Source organism: Brachybacterium sp. 107 (genome assembly GCF_052379725.1).
Taxonomy (GTDB): domain Bacteria; phylum Actinomycetota; class Actinomycetes; order Actinomycetales; family Dermabacteraceae; genus Brachybacterium.
Map to the genome: position 1 here is coordinate 1 of NZ_JBQSYW010000029.1, position 16,562 is coordinate 16,562.

20 protein-coding genes are annotated in these 16,562 nt (G+C 70.8%); 17 read left to right on the forward strand and 3 right to left on the reverse strand.

The window, feature by feature from the left end; all coding sequences use genetic code 11:
• The 5 genes from ACT3UL_RS18290 to ACT3UL_RS18310 all read left to right on the forward strand — a co-directional run.
• The coding region (locus ACT3UL_RS18290; RefSeq protein WP_444579788.1) for a substrate-binding domain-containing protein at window positions 1–266 on the forward strand (266 nt) is incomplete at its 5' end.
• A gap of 116 nt (window positions 267–382) precedes the next feature.
• Window positions 383–1,675, forward strand: a complete 1,293-nt coding sequence (locus tag ACT3UL_RS18295; protein ID WP_444579789.1) for a sugar ABC transporter substrate-binding protein — start codon at window positions 383–385, stop codon at window positions 1,673–1,675.
• Between the two features lies 1 nt (window position 1,676).
• Complete coding sequence (locus ACT3UL_RS18300; RefSeq protein WP_444579790.1) at window positions 1,677–2,666, forward strand: carbohydrate ABC transporter permease; 990 nt, start codon at window positions 1,677–1,679, stop codon at window positions 2,664–2,666.
• Window positions 2,666–3,484, forward strand: a complete 819-nt coding sequence (locus ACT3UL_RS18305) for a carbohydrate ABC transporter permease (protein ID WP_444579792.1) — start codon at window positions 2,666–2,668, stop codon at window positions 3,482–3,484. The genes ACT3UL_RS18300 and ACT3UL_RS18305 overlap by 1 nt, the downstream gene beginning before the upstream one ends.
• A gap of 104 nt (window positions 3,485–3,588) precedes the next feature.
• Complete coding sequence (locus ACT3UL_RS18310) at window positions 3,589–5,175, forward strand: glucoamylase family protein (RefSeq protein ID WP_444579793.1); 1,587 nt, start codon at window positions 3,589–3,591, stop codon at window positions 5,173–5,175.
• A 111-nt stretch (window positions 5,176–5,286) separates the two neighbouring features.
• On the opposite strand, the gene ACT3UL_RS18315 is transcribed toward ACT3UL_RS18310, so the two are convergent.
• On the reverse strand, window positions 5,287–5,700 hold the full coding sequence (locus ACT3UL_RS18315) for a DUF3054 domain-containing protein (RefSeq protein WP_444579795.1): 414 nt from the start codon (window positions 5,698–5,700) through the stop codon (window positions 5,287–5,289).
• Window positions 5,701–6,033: 333 nt separating this feature from the next.
• On the opposite strand from ACT3UL_RS18315, the gene ACT3UL_RS18320 reads away from it, so the two are divergent.
• The 7 genes from ACT3UL_RS18320 to ACT3UL_RS18350 all read left to right on the forward strand — a co-directional run bounded on the left by ACT3UL_RS18320 (window position 6,034) and on the right by ACT3UL_RS18350 (window position 11,132).
• Complete coding sequence (locus ACT3UL_RS18320) at window positions 6,034–7,176, forward strand: histidinol-phosphate transaminase (RefSeq protein WP_444579796.1); 1,143 nt, start codon at window positions 6,034–6,036, stop codon at window positions 7,174–7,176.
• A complete protein-coding gene (hisB, locus tag ACT3UL_RS18325; RefSeq protein ID WP_443412548.1) occupies window positions 7,173–7,796 on the forward strand; it encodes an imidazoleglycerol-phosphate dehydratase HisB in 624 nt (207 codons plus the stop codon). Before ACT3UL_RS18320 ends, hisB begins: the two co-directional genes overlap by 4 nt.
• The gene (locus ACT3UL_RS18330; protein WP_193117966.1) at window positions 7,793–8,419 is read left to right on the forward strand and encodes a hypothetical protein; all 627 of its coding nucleotides are present in this window, start codon (window positions 7,793–7,795) and stop codon (window positions 8,417–8,419) included. The genes hisB and ACT3UL_RS18330 overlap by 4 nt, the downstream gene beginning before the upstream one ends.
• A gap of 26 nt (window positions 8,420–8,445) precedes the next feature.
• Complete coding sequence (hisH, locus tag ACT3UL_RS18335) at window positions 8,446–9,180, forward strand: imidazole glycerol phosphate synthase subunit HisH (RefSeq protein ID WP_444579818.1); 735 nt, start codon at window positions 8,446–8,448, stop codon at window positions 9,178–9,180.
• Window positions 9,177–9,335, forward strand: coding sequence for a hypothetical protein (locus ACT3UL_RS18340; protein WP_193117967.1), 159 nt, complete (start codon window positions 9,177–9,179; stop codon window positions 9,333–9,335). Before hisH ends, ACT3UL_RS18340 begins: the two co-directional genes overlap by 4 nt.
• 208 nt (window positions 9,336–9,543) lie before the next feature.
• The gene (priA, locus tag ACT3UL_RS18345; protein WP_444579798.1) at window positions 9,544–10,278 is read left to right on the forward strand and encodes a bifunctional 1-(5-phosphoribosyl)-5-((5-phosphoribosylamino)methylideneamino)imidazole-4-carboxamide isomerase/phosphoribosylanthranilate isomerase PriA; all 735 of its coding nucleotides are present in this window, start codon (window positions 9,544–9,546) and stop codon (window positions 10,276–10,278) included.
• Entirely contained in the window at window positions 10,275–11,132 is an 858-nt protein-coding gene (locus tag ACT3UL_RS18350; protein WP_444579799.1) for an SseB family protein, read from the forward strand. The genes priA and ACT3UL_RS18350 overlap by 4 nt, the downstream gene beginning before the upstream one ends.
• A gap of 83 nt (window positions 11,133–11,215) precedes the next feature.
• Here the strand turns inward: ACT3UL_RS18350 and ACT3UL_RS18355 are convergent, their stop codons facing one another.
• Window positions 11,216–11,590 carry a DUF1844 domain-containing protein gene (locus tag ACT3UL_RS18355; protein ID WP_444579801.1) on the reverse strand — a complete coding sequence of 125 codons (375 nt, stop codon included), beginning with the start codon at window positions 11,588–11,590 and terminating at the stop codon, window positions 11,216–11,218.
• Window positions 11,587–11,961, reverse strand: coding sequence for a hypothetical protein (locus tag ACT3UL_RS18360; protein ID WP_444579802.1), 375 nt, complete (start codon window positions 11,959–11,961; stop codon window positions 11,587–11,589). The genes ACT3UL_RS18355 and ACT3UL_RS18360 overlap by 4 nt, the downstream gene beginning before the upstream one ends.
• 373 nt (window positions 11,962–12,334) lie before the next feature.
• Here ACT3UL_RS18360 and infC point away from each other — a divergent pair, with 373 nt between their 5' ends.
• From infC to ACT3UL_RS18385, 5 genes are read left to right on the forward strand one after another with little or no spacing between them, the layout of a single operon-like run.
• Complete coding sequence (gene infC / locus ACT3UL_RS18365) at window positions 12,335–12,913, forward strand: translation initiation factor IF-3 (protein ID WP_444579820.1); 579 nt, start codon at window positions 12,335–12,337, stop codon at window positions 12,911–12,913.
• A gap of 25 nt (window positions 12,914–12,938) precedes the next feature.
• Window positions 12,939–13,133, forward strand: coding sequence for a 50S ribosomal protein L35 (gene rpmI / locus ACT3UL_RS18370; protein ID WP_193117972.1), 195 nt, complete (start codon window positions 12,939–12,941; stop codon window positions 13,131–13,133).
• A 58-nt stretch (window positions 13,134–13,191) separates the two neighbouring features.
• The gene (rplT, locus tag ACT3UL_RS18375; protein WP_443398116.1) at window positions 13,192–13,572 is read left to right on the forward strand and encodes a 50S ribosomal protein L20; all 381 of its coding nucleotides are present in this window, start codon (window positions 13,192–13,194) and stop codon (window positions 13,570–13,572) included.
• A gap of 19 nt (window positions 13,573–13,591) precedes the next feature.
• A complete protein-coding gene (locus ACT3UL_RS18380) occupies window positions 13,592–14,494 on the forward strand; it encodes a TrmH family RNA methyltransferase (protein WP_444579803.1) in 903 nt (300 codons plus the stop codon).
• Window positions 14,491–16,551 carry a cytochrome c oxidase assembly protein gene (locus ACT3UL_RS18385; RefSeq protein WP_444579804.1) on the forward strand — a complete coding sequence of 687 codons (2,061 nt, stop codon included), beginning with the start codon at window positions 14,491–14,493 and terminating at the stop codon, window positions 16,549–16,551. Before ACT3UL_RS18380 ends, ACT3UL_RS18385 begins: the two co-directional genes overlap by 4 nt.
• Window positions 16,552–16,562: the final 11 nt, after the last annotated feature.

A 16,562-nucleotide genomic window follows, 5' to 3' on the forward strand; every position in this document is an offset into this window, starting at 1 on the left:
TCATCGCCCGCCTGACCTCGGCAGGCGTGGACGTTCCCGGGCGCCTCGCCGTCACCGGATGGGATGACACGGTCACCGCCCGCTATCTGACCCCGGGCCTGACCACGGTCCGCCAGGAGGTCGCCGAGCTCGGAGCCCTCGCCGCGCAGCGCCTCGCGGCACTCATCGACGGCGACACGGCCCAGCAGCCGGTCACCGTCGACTCCAACGTCGTGCTCCGGCAGTCCTGTGGCTGCGTCCCCGTCCCCGCACCGGCGCTCGCGTAGACCACCGGCCTGACGCCCGGTCCACCGCGCCACCTTCTTCGACCCGCGCCCATCTGCATCGACCCGTACTGACCAGTCCCGCACCGCATCATCTCGTCACCGACGAAGGAGTCATCATGACCAGCATTCCCCGCATCTCCCGCCGTGCTCTCGGCGGACTGGGCGCTGCCGGCGCCCTGACCGCGCTCGCCGCCTGCGGCCGCTCCGAGGAGGACGGCGGCGGTGCCGCGGGCCCCGCCGATCCGATCGCCGAGGGCCCCGCCACCGGCTCCCTCACGATCTGGGCCATGGGCGCCGAAGGGGAGGCCCTCCCCGAGCTGCTCAAGGGCTTCGAGAAGGAGAACCCCGACGTCACGCTCGAGGTGACCCCGCTGCCGTGGGACTCGGCGCACGACAAGTTCACCTCGGCGATCGCCGCCGGGACCGCCCCGGACGTCGCCCAGGTCGGCTCGACGTGGATGGCGGAGTTCGTGAGCCTGAAGGCTCTGGAGCCCACTCCGGAGTCCATCGCCCTGGACGACTTCTTCCCCGGCGCGGTCAAGGGGGTCACCGTCGACGACACCGCCTACGGCGTCCCGTGGTACGTCGAGACCCGCCTGGTCTACTACCGCAAGGACATCGCCGAGGCCGCCGGGATCAGCGAGCCGCCGACAGACTGGGAGGGCCTGTTCGCCATGGCGAAGGCGCTCCAGGGCCAGCCCGACGGGAAGTGGGGCATCGCCCTGCAGCCCGGCGGGGACGGCTCCTGGCAGACCGTGCTCCCGCTGTGCTGGTCCAACGGCGGGGGTGTCGTCTCCGAGGCCGGGGACGAGTTCACCTTCGAGACGCCGCAGAACGAGGAGGCGCTGGGCTACTACCAGTCCTACTTCACCGACGGGATCGCCGACCCGGCACCTGCCGAGGGCACCACCGAGCAGGACTTCGTCTCCGGAGCGGTGCCGATGTTCGTCTCCGGCCCCTGGATGATGGCGGCCGTCGAGGGCGTGGGCGGAGACGGCTTCGCCGACAAGTACGGCGTGTTCGTGATGCCCGTGAAGGAGACCAGCTCGAGCTTCCTGGGCGGTGCCAACATCGGCGTCCTCCAGGGGTCGAAGAACCGCGACTCCGCCTGGAAGCTCGTGGAGTACCTCTCCCGCCCGGAGGTCCAGATCCAGTGGTTCGAGCAGGTCACCGACATGCCTGCGGTGCAGTCGGCCTGGGAGGACGAGAAGGTCTCCTCCAACGAGAAGTTCGAGGCCTTCCACACCCAGCTCGAGACCGCCCTCGCCCCGCCCACGATCGCCACCTGGGAACAGGTGGCTGCGAAGTTCGACGCCCAGATCGAGCAGGTCTGCAAGCAGGACCTCGCCCCGGCCGACGCCCTCCAGGCCGCGCAGTCCGAGGCACAGGGCATCGGGATCGGCGCCTGAGATGACCACGCAGTCCGCCTCCTCGGACGCGGCCCTCCCGCCGCCGTCGCCCACCGGGAGCAGAGGGAGCCACAGGGGCAGGGGCAGTGCCTCCCGGCCCGGGCGCCGCCGCGGCCACCGCGCCGCCGCGGAGGCCCGCGCCGGGCTGCTGCTCTCCCTGCCCTTCGTGGTGCTCTTCGGGATCTTCATCGCCTGGCCCGTGCTGCAGTCGATGTTCATGTCCTTCACGGACATGCGCATCACCGACATCCGGTCGCCGTTCGCGGTGGACTTCGTGGGTCTGGACAACTACATCGCTGCCTTCCACGACCCCGTCTTCCGGCGGGCAGCCCTGAACACCGGAGTGTTCGTGCTGGTCGGGGTGCCGCTGACGATCATCGCGGGGCTCAGCGCCGCGATCGCCCTGAACCGGGGCGCGCTGAAGCTGCGCGGACTGTTCCGGATGGGCTTCTACACCCCCGTGGTCACCTCCATCGTGGCCGTCGCCGTGGTCTGGAGGTTCCTGCTGCAGCCCGAGAACGGCCTGGTGAACACCGTCCTGGGCTGGGTGGGGATCGACGGGCCCAACTGGCTGGGTGATGAGCGCACCGCCCTGCTGTCGCTCATCGTGATGGCGGTCTGGCGCAACTTCGGCACCTCGATGGTGATCTTCCTGGCCGGCCTGCAGGCCGTGGACCGCGGGCTGCACGAGGCAGCCGCGCTCGACGGGGCGAACGCCTGGCAGAGGTTCCGGAACATCACCATCCCGTCCATTCGGCCGACGCTGCTGTTCGTGCTGGTCACCACGTCGATCGGCTACCTGCAGTTCTTCGAGGAGCCCTTCGTCATGACGGGCGGCGGTCCGTTGAACTCCACGATCTCCGCCTCCATGTACACCTACAACCAGTTCGGATTCGGCAACTACGGCATGGCCGGGGCGATGGCGTACCTGACGTTCATCGTGATCGGCATCGTCACCCTCGCGCAGTTCCGCCTGATGAGGGAGAAGTGATGATCGAACGTCGCAGTCCCGTCCTGACCTATGTCATCCTCACCGCCTTCCTGCTGCTGGTCATCACGCCCTTCGTGTGGATGATCCTCGGCAGCGTGAAGACCCAGGGAGAGCTCCTGCGCGTCCCGCCCACCTGGCTGCCCGAGGAACCCACCTGGGACAACTTCCGCCGTCTCTTCGATCGGCCCTTCGGCCACTACTTCCGCAATTCGACCGTGGTGGCGATCGCGGTGACGCTGGGGAACCTGATCTTCAGCTCGATGTTCGGCTACGCGCTCGCGCACCTCACCTTCCCCTTCAAGCGGGTGCTGTTCGTGCTGGTCCTGGTGTGCCTGATGATCCCCGGACTGGTCACCTTCATCCCGCAGTACGTGCTGGTGGTGAACATGGGGCTGGCCAACACCATCCCCGCGCTCATCCTGCCGTTCCTGGTGCAGCCGTTCAGCGTCTTCCTGATGCGCCAGTTCTTCCTGGGGCTGCCCCGGGAGCTGCTCGAGGCCGGCCGTATCGACGGCGTCGGCGAGGTCGCGATCTTCTTCCGGATCTACCTGCCGCTCGCGGGCCCCGCCTTCGCGACCCTCGGCATCCTCACCTTCCTCGGCTCCTGGAACAACTTCCTGTGGCCGCTCGTCGTCTCCTCGAGCGAGTCGACCTACACCCTGCCCGTCGCGCTCGCCCTGATCTCGACCGGACAGAACCAGACGAATTACGGGCTGCTCCTGGCCGGCGCCACGCTCGTGGTCCTGCCGATCCTCCTCGTCTTCCTCTTCTTCCAGCGCTACTTCATCCAGGGCATCGCCACCTCCGGCATCAAATGATCGGCGTCCGCTGATCTCCACCACCCGACACCACCCCGCACGATCCTGCACGACCCCGCACGAGACCCGGTCCGACGTCGTACCCATCGCCTCGAGGAGGCATCGTGAACTCCATCCCTCGCCGCACCCTGCTCACCGTCCCGCTGCTCGGAGCCGGCGCCGCCCTCGGGGCCGTCGGCGCCGCGAGTCCCGCCCTGGCGGCTCCCGCTCCGACGCTCTCGGGGGCCGGGCTGTCGTCGGCCGGTCTCCCGGCCCTCGGCGGCACCGCCGGGGGAGGGAGCGACGAGCGCCTCCTGCGACGCTGGGCGAAGGACACCTGGCGCTCCCTGGACGCGATGACGGTGCGCAGCACCGGACTCGTGTCCGACAACATCGACGCGGACCTGACGGGGCATTCGCGCCACACGTCGCCCACCAACATCGGCGGCTATCTCTGGTCCACGCTGCTGGCCCGCGAGCTGCGCCTGATCACGCCGGGGGAGGCCCGCAACCGGATCTCCCGCACCCTCGACTCCCTCGAGCGGATGGAGCACCACGAGCCCTCCGGCATGTACTACAACTGGTACGACGAGGCCGACGGCTCGGTGCTGCGCAGCTGGCCCGGCACGGGGGACCCCGTCATCCCGTTCGTCTCGAGCGTCGACATGGGCTGGCTCGGCGCCGCCCTGCACGTGGTCGCCCAGGCCGATCCCTCCAACCGCCGTCGGGCGAAGCGCCTTTTCGACGCGATGCGCTGGGACGTGTTCTTCGACCGCGATGTCGAGGTGCAGCCCGGGCAGACCATCGGCGGCTTCTGGGTCGAGGACCCGGGCCGGGAGGGCGTCGAGCTGCTTCCCCTGTTCCAGGACATCCCCGGGGCCGACGTCTGGTACCACACCGAGCACCACTACGACACGGCCGTCTCCGAGGCCCGCATGGTCACCTATCTCGGGATCATGACGGAGCAGATCCCCGCGGCCGCCTACTTCACGACCTTCCGCACCTTCCCGCCCGAGTGGGACTGGTCCGAGATGCCCCCGGTGGGCGACTGGACCGAGCACGAGGGGGTCGCCGTGTTCGAGGGCGCCCACACCTACCGCGGCATGGAGATCGTGCCCGGTTGGGGCGGCTCGATGTTCGAGGAGCTGATGCCGGATCTCTTCGTGCCCGAGGCCACCTGGGGTCCGCAGAGCTGGGGGAGGAATCATCCCCTCCACGTGCGGGCCCAGCGCGAGCACGGCCTCGACGAGGCGGGCTACGGCTACTGGGGCTTCTCCCCGAGCTCGGATCCGCACGGCGAGTACCGCGAGTACGGGGTCGACGCCCTGGGCCTGAACCCCGAGGGCTACTTCTCCGACGCCGCGGCCACCGACTGGCACGCGGGGGAGCCCTACCCGCAGGGACTCGACGGCGTGGTGACGCCGCACGCCGCGGCGCTCGCGATGCAGTACGAGCCCGACGAGGCGATCGAGAACCTCTCGCGGATCGAGACGGAGCTCGGCGCCTACGGGCCGGGCGGATTCCACGACGCCGTCGCCGTCCGCTCGGGAGTCATCGCCCGGCGCCATCTCTCGCTGGACCAGTCGATGGTGCTCGGCGCCCTCGGCAACGTGCTGCTCGAGGAGCAGCTGCACCGCTGGTTCGGCACCGACGAGGTCGCCGCGCGTCTCCGTCCCCTGCTCGAGCAGGAGACCTTCCGAACCCACGGCTGACCGCGCCTGTCCTTCTCGTCGGCACCCGTCCCGTCGCCGAGCACGCACCACGTGTCGGTGAGGACGCTCTCACCGACACATATCGCGGTGTCGAGCTCGGTCAGCGGGCCTTCACCGCGGTGCGGACCCGGCCCCGGCCTCAGCCGCAGCCCCGGCGAGGGGCACCCTGCGCTCCCCGCGGGTGAGGTACATCGCCACCGCGCGCCAGCCGAGCATCAGCACGCCGGTGAAGATCGCCGTGGTGATGATGAAGGGCACCTCGGTGCCGGCGGAGAAGAGGGTGCGGATCGCCATCGCGGCGGCGATCGTGATCGCCCACACGAACACCCCGTGCGGCCACACGCGGAAGGGCGCCCGCCAGGCGCGGATCGCGAGATGGCCCAGCAGCACGCCGACGGCGAACGGCCAGCCCACCAGGAAGAGGTTCTGCGAGGTCAGCGGCGTCCCATGCTGCAGGAAGCCGATGGCGACGAAGAGGATGACGACCAGCAGGTCGCCGATCAGGGCACCCAGAGAACGGAACATCCTCTCAGCGTACTGGCGGTGCCGCCCCCGTTCTCCCAGCCGACGGTCGGCGCAGGCACCTGTGTGAAGGGCGCCACCTCGCCGCGGGGGAGACGGCGCCAACCCGGTTCGGCCCCGGCTCGGCCCCTCGTCGGCCTCGACTCAGCGACGGGCGCGGCCGAGCCCTCCCTGCGGAGATCGTTCGTGCCTGCTCACGGCTGCGTGAGTCCCGGCAGATGGCGATCGGCGCCGCCTGAGGTGGTGGTCGGCGCCGCCCGAGGTGGTGATCGGTGCAGCCAGGGACGGCGTCTGCACGATGGTCATCGAGGCCCTCCGGCGCGCTGCCGAACTACCATGGAGCACATGCCCGAGAACTCTGCTCCGACCCTGGCCACCGACGCGCTGCCGCAGCCGCGCGACGGCATCGCGGGTGCCGCCCCCTACGGCGCCCCGCAGCTCGAGGTCGAGCATGCGCTCAACGTGAACGAGAACCCCTATGGGCCCTCGCCCGAGCTCGCGGCGTCCATCGGCCGAGCCGCGGCGGACGCCGCCGTCGGCCTGAACCGGTACCCGGACCGTGAGGCCCTGGACCTGCGCACCGACCTCGGCGAGTATCTCGCGGCGGAGTCCGGCATCGCCGCGCCGCCGCTCGAGTCGGTCTGGGCGGCCAACGGCTCGAACGAGATCATGCACCAGCTGCTGCTGGCGTTCGGCGGCCCCGGCCGCACCGCGCTCGGCTTCACCCCGCACTACTCGATGTACCCCGAGTACGCCCGCGACACCTACACGCGGTGGGTCACCGCGGAGCGGGGCCCGGAGCCCGAGTTCGCGCTCACCGCGGAGGCGGTCACCGCCGCGTTCGCCGCACACGAACCGAACATCGTGGTGCTGACCAGCCCGAACAACCCCACCGGCACGGCGCTCACCCTCGACGTGGTCGAGGCGGCCGCCGCGGCGCTGGCACCGAGCCGGGGACTGCTCGTGGTCGACGAGGCCTATGGCGAGTTCCGCCGCGACGGGGTGCCCAGCGCCCTCACCCTCCTGGACCGCCACCCCAACATCGTGGTCACCCGCACCATGTCCAAGGCCTTCGCCCTGGCGGGAGCACGGCTCGGCTACCTGGTCGCCCATCCGGCGATCGTCGACGCCGTGCGCGTCGTGCGCCTTCCGTACCATCTGTCGGCCGTCACCCAGGCCGTCGCCCGTGCCGCCCTCGCCCACCGCGAGGAGCTGCTGGGCAAGGTTGCTCTGCTGCGCAGCGAGCGCGACGCCCTCGCCGAGCACCTGGGGGCCCGCGGTCACGACGTGGCCCCGTCCGACGCGAACTTCATCCTGTTCCGCACCTTCTCCGATCGCGACGCGGTGTTCGAGGCTCTCCTCGATCGCAGCGTCCTCGTCCGAGCCGTCGGCCCCGCCGGCTGGCTGCGCGTGTCCATCGGCACGCCCGAGAACAACGCCGCATTCCGCACCGCCCTCGAGGAGGCCGACCCCCGATGACCGACACCACCACCGCGCGCCCGTCGCGCACGGCGAGCATCACCCGCTCCACCCGCGAGTCCTCCGTCGAGGTCACCCTCGACGTCGACGGCACCGGCCAGGTCGACGTGTCGACTTCCGTGCCGTTCTTCGACCACATGCTCACGGCGCTGGGCACGCACGCGCGCTTCGACCTCACGGTGCGTGCGACGGGCGACACCCACATCGATGCGCACCACACCGTCGAGGACACCTCGATCGTGCTCGGCCAGGCGCTGCGCGAGGCCCTCGGCGACAAGAAGGGCATCGCCCGCTTCGGGGACGCGCTGGTGCCGCTGGACGAGTCCCTCGCCCAGGCCGTCGTGGACCTCTCCGGCCGCCCCTACTGCGTGCACTCCGGCGAGAGCGAGGCCCAGGCCACGCACCTCATCGGCGGGCACTTCACGGGGTCGCTGACCCGCCACGTGTTCGAATCGATCGCCCATCATGCCGCGATCTGCCTGCACATCCGCCTGATCGAAGGCCGCGACCCGCACCACATCGTCGAGGCCCAGTTCAAGGCGCTCGCCCGCGCACTGCGCGCAGCCTGCGCCTACGACGAGCGCGTCCTGGACGTGCCCTCCACGAAGGGAGCCCTGTGAGCACCGCCGACCCGCGTGACCCGGATCAGGATCCGTCCGACGGCTCCGGCCACGGCTCCGACGACATCGATGCCGAGTTCGCCCGGCTCACCGAGGGTCTCTCCCTCGACTCCCTCGATGAGACCCCGCTGACCGTCGAGGACGTCCTGTCCGAGACCCCTGCCGAGGAGAAGGAACCCACGATCGCCGTGGTCGCCACCTCCGTCGCGACCAGCCAGGCACTCGCCGGCGCGATCCGGCTGGGCCGGGAGGCGCGCACCGACGGGATCGACATCCCCACCGGCAGCCGCACCCTGGAGACCCGCACCGGCGCGATCGCCGTGGGGGAGCTCGAGGAGACCGCCGCCCATGATCTCGCGGCGATCGCCTCGACCGCGCTGCAGCGCAACGGCATCGTGCTGTTCTGGCGCCGCGGCGACCGCATGACCGCCACCCGGTACAAGGGCGGGGAGCGCGGCGAGGACATCTCGCCCGCGATCGTGCTCGGCGCGGTGGACGACGTCGTGGAGGAGCTGCTCCTCGGGACGACGGCAGTGGACGAGCTGGAAGAGGGCATCGACCCCTCGACGGTCACCCGGGCCGAGGCCCTGGCCTGGATCGCCGGTAAGGGGAAGCGCAAGTGACCGAGGCCGATCCCCTCCCCGAGAGCATCGCCGAACCCTCTGCCGAGCCGGGTGCCGGCGACGCCGCCGCCACCCCGCGCGTCGTGGTCCTGGATCACGGCTCGGGCAATGTCCGCTCCGTGGTGCGCGCCCTCGAGGCAGCCGGCGCCGCCGTCGAGCTCACCGCCGATCGCGATCTCGCGCTCGCGGCCGACGGTCTCGTCGTGCCCGGCGTCGGCGCCTTCGCCGCCACCATCGAGCAGGTGCTCGCTGTGGGCGGGGACCGCATCATCGAACGACGGCTGGCCGGCGGCCTGCCCGTCCTCGGCATCTGCGTGGGCCTGCAGATCATGTTCGACGCCGGTACCGAGCACGGCCAGCGTAGCGCGGGGCTCGCGCAGTGGCCGGGCGAGATCACCGGCCTCCAGGCATCCGTGGTGCCCCACATGGGGTGGAACACCGTGGAGGCCGCCGACGGCACCCAGCTGTTCCGGGGCGTCGAGTCCGAGCGCTTCTACTTCGTGCACTCCTACGCCGCGCGCGAATGGACCATGGAGCAGATCGGCTCGCTCGCCGCCCCGAAGGTCACCTGGGCCGAGCACGACGGGGACCGCTTCGTCGCGGCCGTCGAGAACGACGCGCTCACGGCGACCCAGTTCCACCCCGAGAAGTCCGGGGACGCCGGGGCCAAGCTCCTGGCCAACTGGCTCGGCACGCTGCCGCGCCGCCGACCCGGGACTGAAGGCGCGGCAGCTGGTGCCGAGCAGGTGGCCTCACCGTGATCTACGCCTTCATCCTGCTCTTCGCCGGCGGCATGACCCTCGGCGGAGCCTGGTCCTTCTACCGCTCCAAGAAGCCATGGTGGGCCACCCTGGGACTGCTCGTGCTGGGCCTGGTCTTCATCGGCATCTCGTTCTGGCGGCTGCGGACCGGCTGACCGGCACGACCTGTCGCCCGGCTCCGTCCGTTCCCGCCCATTCGCCCCTCCCTGAGTTCCTCGGTTCCCGAGCATTCTCCGTACTCCTTGTAACCACCGCATTTCCCGCATCCCGTGCAGTCCGTGCATTCTCTGCAGTCCCCACCAGTGATCTCGAGCCCCTGCAGGGCGACGACCCCGAGACAACCCGCTTCCAGGAGGCACCCCTATGACCGCTCCGATCCTCGAGCTGCTGCCCGCCGTCGATGTGCAGTCCGGCCAGGCAGTCCGTCTCGTGCAGGGCGAAGCCGGCTCCGAGACCTCCTACGGCGCCCCGCTCGACGCCGCCCTCGCCTTCCAGGAGGGCGGCGCGCAGTGGCTGCACCTGGTGGACCTCGACGCGGCCTTCGGGCGCGGCAGCAACGCCGCCCTGCTCGCCGAGGTCGTCGCCGCGGTCGACATGAACGTGGAGCTCTCCGGCGGCATCCGGGACGACGACTCCCTCGCCGCCGCGCTCGCCACGGGCTGCCGCCGCGTCAACCTCGGCACGGCCGCCCTCGAGAACCCCGAGTGGACCGCGGAGATCCTCGCCGAGCACGGCGACCGCATCGCCGTCGGCCTCGACGTGCGGGGCACGACCCTCGCCGCCCGCGGCTGGACCCGCGAGGGAGGCGACCTGTGGGAGACCCTCGAGCGCCTCGACGAAGCCGGCTGTCAGCGCTACGTCGTCACCGACGTCACGAAGGACGGCACCCTGCGCGGTCCCAACGTCGACCTCCTGCGCGACGTCTGCTCCCGTACCGACGCCGCCGTCGTCGCCTCCGGCGGCATCTCCTCGCTCGAGGACCTGCGTGCCCTGCGCGAGCTGGTCTCCGCCGGGGTCGAGGGCGCGATCGTGGGCAAGGCCCTCTACGCCCAGGCGTTCACGATGGGTGAGGCGCTGGACGTCGCAGGTCGCCGATGACAGGGGCACCAGAGACCCCGGACCCCTCGGAGCGGCGGCCCGCCGACGCTCACGAGACCCGTGCGGAGGCGGTCGCGAAGACGCTGCCCGCGCACTTCCGCGAGAAGTCACCGCTCACGGACACCGCGGGTGTCTCGTGGGAAGGGCGCGACTACACCGTCAGCCCCTTCCCGGAGGATTCCGGGGCGATCCCGGAGGAGCTCGGCCGTGCGCTGACGGCCCACCGTGCCGGTCAGGATCCCCACCGTCAGGCGTTCGTGGCGGCCTTGGCACGGAGCCGCGTGCTGGTGCCGATCATGGCGGTCGCCACCGAGACCGGCACCACCGCGCACGGGCTGACCGGTGACAACGGCGCCGATATGGCGATGGTGTCGATCACCGTGCCCGACGGCACCCGGGTGCTGCCGATCTTCACCGCCGCCGATGCCCTGAGCGCCTGGCGGTCCGACGCCCGCCCGGTCCCCGTGGTGGCCCCGCAGGCCGCACAGGCCGCGGTGCAGGAAGGCTGCACCGCACTGCTGGTGGACGCGGCGACCTCGCCGGACGTGGGCGGGCCGATCCTGCTCCCGCGATCCGTGCTCTGGGCGCTCGCCCAGGGACGCGAATGGATCCCTCCGCATCTGGATCCGGAGCTCTCCGCCGTCCTGGACGCCGTCGCGGACGCGACGGATCAGGTCGAGGGCCTCTCGGCGCGTGCAGGGCAGCGCAGCGAGGTCGACCTCCATCTGCAGCTGCGCCCCGGACTCACGGCGCCTCAGGTGCGCGCGGTGGTCGACGAGGTCTCCGCCCGTCTCGGCGCGGAGACGCTCGTCGCCGAGCGGATCAGCTCACTGCGTCTCGTGCTGGGGTCCTGACCGTACGAGCTGCGGGAGCCGGTCGAGCTGCGGGAGCCGTGCGGCCCGGATGAGCCGTACGGCACTCACGAACCGCTCGGTCCTCAGGAGACGCGGCCGGTGTACTTCTCGCCCGGGGCCTCGCCCGGGCCATCGGGGAACGGCAGCGCCTCGGCGAAGGCCAGCTGCAGCGAGCGCAGGCCGTCACGCAGGGACCGGGCATGCTCGTTGCCGATCTCCGGAGCCGAGGCGGTCACCAGGCCGGCCAGGGCAGTGATCAGCTTCCGCGCCTCGGCGAGGTCCTGGTACTGCCCGGTCGCCTCGTCCTCCGCGAGACCCACCTTCACGGCGGCGGCGCTCATGAGATGCACGCAGGCCGACGTGATGATCTCGACCGCGGCGACCTCGGAGATGTCGCGCAGCGCATCGTCGGAGGACTCGTCCACGGGGGCAGGTGCGGGGGTCTGGTTGTCGTTCACAGGGTGTTGTCCTTCGTCGTGGCGGGGGCAAGGTCGTCGGTGGCGACCAGGGGGTCGAGAGTGCGGGCGGAGCGGTCCGGGCCCGCAGCGCATCGCGCCGCGGCGTCCGCGAGAGGGTCGTGGATCGTCCCTCCTGCAGTCTCCAGGATCGTGCTCTCCTCGATGATCGCACCCTCTGCTGCACCGGGCTCGGGGCTCAGTGCGCGATAGGCCAGGATGCTGCCGCCGATGGCGACCACCAGCACCAGGACCGCGACGACCACCAGTGAGATGATGATGTCCCGTCTGCGCCGCGGATCAGGAGGGGTGCTGCCGGCAGGGGCGTCGCCCTCTCGATCAGTGTCTCCGACAGGGCTGCGGTCGCTCTCCACGGAACTCCTCGTTCATCACTGGTCAGGGACGCGACGCACATCACCTGGACTGCGCGAGCGCTCCTGCTAGGATAGGGGATCGGAACAGGTCGAAACCCTCGTCACATCGTTCCTCAAGTGGAGTCCCTTCCCACCTCGTAGCAAACGGCCCGCAGCTCTCGAGCTCGGCGCGAACCGTTGCCAGGTCAGTATCGCAGTCGGGCGGCAACGCCCGATCGTCGGGCCGCAATGCCCGGCAGGCGCTCCGGCGTCGCGCACCTTGGGGCCTCCGCATGAAGCGGGGGCCTTTCGTCTTTTCCGACTCGAACCAAGGTGAGGAGCCAACATCAGCGAACAGCGCATCAATGGTCAGATCAGGGTCCCGAAGGTCCTTCTGGTCGGGCCCGCCGGCGAGCAGGTCGGTGAGGTCCGTGTCGAGGACGCACTGCGTCTCGCCGCGGAAGCCGATCTCGATCTCGTCGAGGTCGCACCCGGCGCGAACCCGCCGGTCGCGCGGCTCATGGATTACGGCAAGTACAAGTACGAAGCCAACCTGAAGGCCCGTGAGGCGCGGAAGAACCAGGCGAATACGGTCCAGAAGGAAATCCGTATGGGCCTGAAGATCGATATCCACGACTACGAGACCAAGCGTCGCAACGTGGAGAAGTTCCTCGATGGTGGCGACAAGGTCAAGGTCATCATCCGCTTCCGTGGTCGTGAGCAGTCCCGTCCCGAGAGGGGCGTCAAGCTTCTCGGTCGTATGGCCGAGGACGTCGCCGAGTACGGCTTCGTCGAGTCGCATCCGCGACAGGACGGCCGCAACATGGTGATGGTCTTCGGACCGCACAAGAAGAAGGCCCAGGCCATGGCCGAGGCCCGCAAGCGCAAGACTGACGCCGAGAAGGCTGTTGCCCGTGGCGGGGACGAGTCGTCCCAGCCCGAGGCCGACGCCGAGACCGGCTCCGAGTCCTGAGAACGTACGAAGGAGAACAGGCACCATGCCGAAGAACAAGACCCATTCGGGGACCAAGAAGCGCATCCGGGTGACCGGGTCGGGCAAGCTCATGCGGGAGAAGGCGAACGCTCGCCACCTCCTGGAGCACAAGTCCTCCACCCGCAAGCGCCGCCTCGGCACCGACACCACTGTCGCCAAGGCTGACGTCAAGCGCATGAAGAAGCTGCTGGGCCGCTGATCGCCCACGTGGGAGCCCTGCTCCCGCGCCCCTGAATTTACGATCGAAGGAGTATCACGTGGCACGCGTGAAGCGGGCGGTAAACGCCCATAAGAAGCGTCGGGAAATCCTTGAGCAGGCCAGCGGCTACCGCGGCCAGCGCTCGCGTCTGTACCGCAAGGCGAAGGAGCAGGTCCTGCACTCGCAGACCTACAACTTCCGCGACCGCAAGAAGCGCCAGGGCACCTTCCGTCAGCTCTGGATCCAGCGCATCAACGCGGCATCCCGCGCCAACGGCCTGACCTACAACCGCCTCATCCAGGGCCTCGGCCTGGCCGGCGTCGAGGTCGATCGCCGCATGCTCGCCGAGCTCGCGGTCAACGACGCCCCGGCCTTCGCCGCGCTCGTCGAGATCGCGAAGAACGCCCTCCCCGAGGACGTCAACGCCCCGGCAGCCTGACATCGCGCCACACGACGCGATGACCGAGCGCCCGGATCAGTCCCCGATCACCTCCCCCCGCTCCGAGCGGGTGCGGAAGGTGGCGGCACTGGCCGGGCGTTCTGCTCGTCGCAAGCAGCAGCTGTTCCGCGTGGAGGGCCCGCAGTCGATCCGTTCGCTGCTCGCCCACCGCGCAGATCGTGCCCGCGAGGTCTTCACCACCGCCCGAGCCGACGCCGCCCACCCGGAGCTCGCGGATCTCGCCCGCGAGGCCGGGATCCCGGTGCACGAGGTGGAGGATCAGATCATCCGCGCCATGGTGCGCGAGGACGCCACCGGGCCGAGCCCTGACAGCGCGCAGCCGGACGGCGCGGCCCGTGGCACCCTGACGAGCCCTCAAGGCGTGCTGGCCCTCGGACATCTGCCCGCGGAGGACCCGTCGGCCGCCGTCGCGGCGATCGCCGCCCTGCCGCAGCAGCAGCCGGTCACGGTGGTCGTCCTGCACGAAGTGCGTGACCCCGGCAACGTGGGCACGCTGATCCGTACGGCCGACGCCGCCGGAGCGGACCTGGTCGTGCTCACCCGCACCTGCGCCGATCCCTATGCCCCGAAGGCCGTCCGTGCCTCCGTGGGCAGCCTCTTCCATCTGCCGGTCGTCACCGGCGCCGAGATCGACGACGTGCTGGAGGCTCTGCACGGCGCACAGGTCACCGCCGCCGCGACCAGCGGCTACGCGGAGGCGGAGCTGTTCACGGCGGAGCTGCCCTCCCGGATCGCGTGGATCCTCGGGAACGAGGCGCACGGACTGGACGAGCACACCCTCGAGGCGGCGCCCCTGGCGGTGCGCATCCCCCTGGCCGGGCACGCCGAATCCCTGAACGTCCACACCGCCGCGACGGTGTGCCTGTTCGAGACGCTCCGCCGCAGGCAGGCCGGGGAATGACCTCACGTGCCCTGCGCATCGGGGCGGCCGTCGTGCCGATGCTGCTGGTTCTCACCGTCGCCTCCGCGCTGGTCGGGCTGCTCGCCACCGGCGCCGCCACCCCGGCGACCCTGGTGCCCGCGTCACCGCTGGTCACCTGGGGTCTGCCCGTCGTCCGAGCCCTGCACCATCTGGGGCTGCTGCTCGCGATCGGAGCCGGCGGCACCGCCGTGCTCCTCCAGCCCGGCCCGTCCCGGCGCGAGGTCACGACGCTGGATCCTGCGCGACGCGCCACCGTCCGCCTCGGCGCCGTCGGTGCTCTGCTGTGGGCCGTCGCCGCGATCGCCCAGATCCCGCTGGGAGGGCTGGAGGCCGCGGGATCGGGCTCCGGTCTGAATGTCTGGGACATCGCGCTCGGCACCGATCTCGGCAAGCTCCAGCTCTCTGTGGGGATCGCCGCGACGATCTCGGCGCTGGCCTATGCGCTCGCGCGGTCCACCACTCTGGCCTGCTGGGGGCTCGCCTTCGCCGGGATCGGGGTGGGCGCGCTCGGTCTGGCCGGCCACGCCGGGGCGAGCCTGGACCACACGAACGCGGTCAACGCGATGGCGCTGCACCTCGTGGCCGTGTCGGTCTGGGCCGGCGGCCTGCTGGTGATCGCGCTGATCGCTCCACGCCTGGAGGACGCGCAGCTCGCCACGACCGTGCGCCGCTTCTCGCCCTGGGCCCTGGCGGCCGTGGCGTCGCTCGCGGTCAGCGGGGTGCTGAGCGCCGTCATCCGCCTCTCGGGCTGGAGCGACCTGCTCACCACCGGGTACGGCCGCGTCGTGCTCGTGAAGGCCGTGGGGCTGCTGGTCCTGGCCGGGATCGGTGCCGCCCAGCGTCGACGGCTCGGGGACCGGCTGCGCTTCCGGCACCTGGCCGCGACCGAGGGGATCGTGATGGCCGCCGTGATCGGCGCCTCGATCGCCCTGGGCAGGTCCGCCCCGCCCGTGCCGCAGGTGGTCCCCGCCGTCGGCGATCTGAAGACCCTCTCGCTGGTCGGCTACCTGCCGCCCGCGAAGGCCTTCGGCCCGGGAACCATGTTCACGGTGATCCAGCCCGACTGGATCGCGCTCCTGCTGGCTGCGGCGATGGCCGCGCTCTACGTGACGGGCGTCGTGCGCCTGGTGCGACGTGGGGACACCTGGCCGTGGATCCGCACGCTCGCCTTCCTGGCCGGCTGCGTGGCCTTCGCCTGGGTGCTCAGCGGGGGAGCGGCGGCCTGGGGCCGGTTCCGCTTCGACGCCCACATGGTCCAGCACATGGCGATGATGATGATCGCGCCGCCGCTGTGGGTGCTGGGCGGGCCGGTCACGCTGCTCTCCCGCGCCGTCGCCCCGCGCACCGACGGGTCCCGGGGGATCCGCGAATGGGTGCTCGCCGCGCTGCACTCCCGGTACGCGCAGATCCTCTCCTCCCCGCCGCTCGCGGGACTGATCTTCGCCGGCTCCCTGGTGATCTTCTACTTCTCGCCCCTCTTCGAGGCCGCGATGTACTCCCACCTCGGGCACGTGCTCATGACGGTGCACTTCCTGGCCTCGGGCTACCTCTTCGCCTGGGTGCTGATCGGGGTGGACCCCTCGACGAAGCCGATCAACCCGATCCTGAAGCTGATCACCCTGCTGGTGACGCTCGCCTTCCACGCCTTCTTCGGCGTCGCTATGGTCTCGGCGACCTGGCTGATCGCCCCGGACTGGTACCACCAGCTGGCGATGTACACCGATGAGCAGCTGATGCTGATCCAGGTGCGCGGCGGCACGATCATGTGGGCGATCTCCGAGGTCCCCACCGTCGGCTACGCGATCATCGTCGCCGCGATGTGGATGAAGTCCGACGACCGCCGGGCCCGCCAGTACGACCGCAAGGCCGAGCGCGACGGCGGTGCCGAGCTCGAGGCGTACAACGCCTACCTCGCCAGCCTGCAGGACAGGGCCGGCACGCCGTCGGCCGCTCCCACAGGCTCGGGAGCGGCCGACGAGGAACCCGCGCAGGAGGCGTCCCAGAGCGAGGACGAGTCGCCTTCGCCGCCGACCTGACGAGGCGACGA

What these genes read in the sequence shown, in the direction of transcription:
- ACT3UL_RS18320 (WP_444579796.1), top strand. Translation starts at nt 6,034, where the DNA reads ATGGAGCACATGCCCGAGAACTCTGCTCCGACCCTGGCCACCGACGCG.
- ACT3UL_RS18305 (WP_444579792.1), top strand. Translation starts at nt 2,666, where the DNA reads ATGATCGAACGTCGCAGTCCCGTCCTGACCTATGTCATCCTCACCGCC.
- priA (WP_444579798.1), top strand. Translation starts at nt 9,544, where the DNA reads ATGACCGCTCCGATCCTCGAGCTGCTGCCCGCCGTCGATGTGCAGTCC.
- rpmI (WP_193117972.1), top strand. Translation starts at nt 12,939, where the DNA reads ATGCCGAAGAACAAGACCCATTCGGGGACCAAGAAGCGCATCCGGGTG.
- ACT3UL_RS18295 (WP_444579789.1), top strand. Translation starts at nt 383, where the DNA reads ATGACCAGCATTCCCCGCATCTCCCGCCGTGCTCTCGGCGGACTGGGC.
- ACT3UL_RS18315 (WP_444579795.1), bottom strand. Translation starts at nt 5,700, where the DNA reads ATGTTCCGTTCTCTGGGTGCCCTGATCGGCGACCTGCTGGTCGTCATC.
- ACT3UL_RS18350 (WP_444579799.1), top strand. Translation starts at nt 10,275, where the DNA reads ATGACAGGGGCACCAGAGACCCCGGACCCCTCGGAGCGGCGGCCCGCC.
- ACT3UL_RS18380 (WP_444579803.1), top strand. Translation starts at nt 13,592, where the DNA reads ATGACCGAGCGCCCGGATCAGTCCCCGATCACCTCCCCCCGCTCCGAG.
- ACT3UL_RS18300 (WP_444579790.1), top strand. Translation starts at nt 1,677, where the DNA reads ATGACCACGCAGTCCGCCTCCTCGGACGCGGCCCTCCCGCCGCCGTCG.
- hisB (WP_443412548.1), top strand. Translation starts at nt 7,173, where the DNA reads ATGACCGACACCACCACCGCGCGCCCGTCGCGCACGGCGAGCATCACC.
- ACT3UL_RS18385 (WP_444579804.1), top strand. Translation starts at nt 14,491, where the DNA reads ATGACCTCACGTGCCCTGCGCATCGGGGCGGCCGTCGTGCCGATGCTG.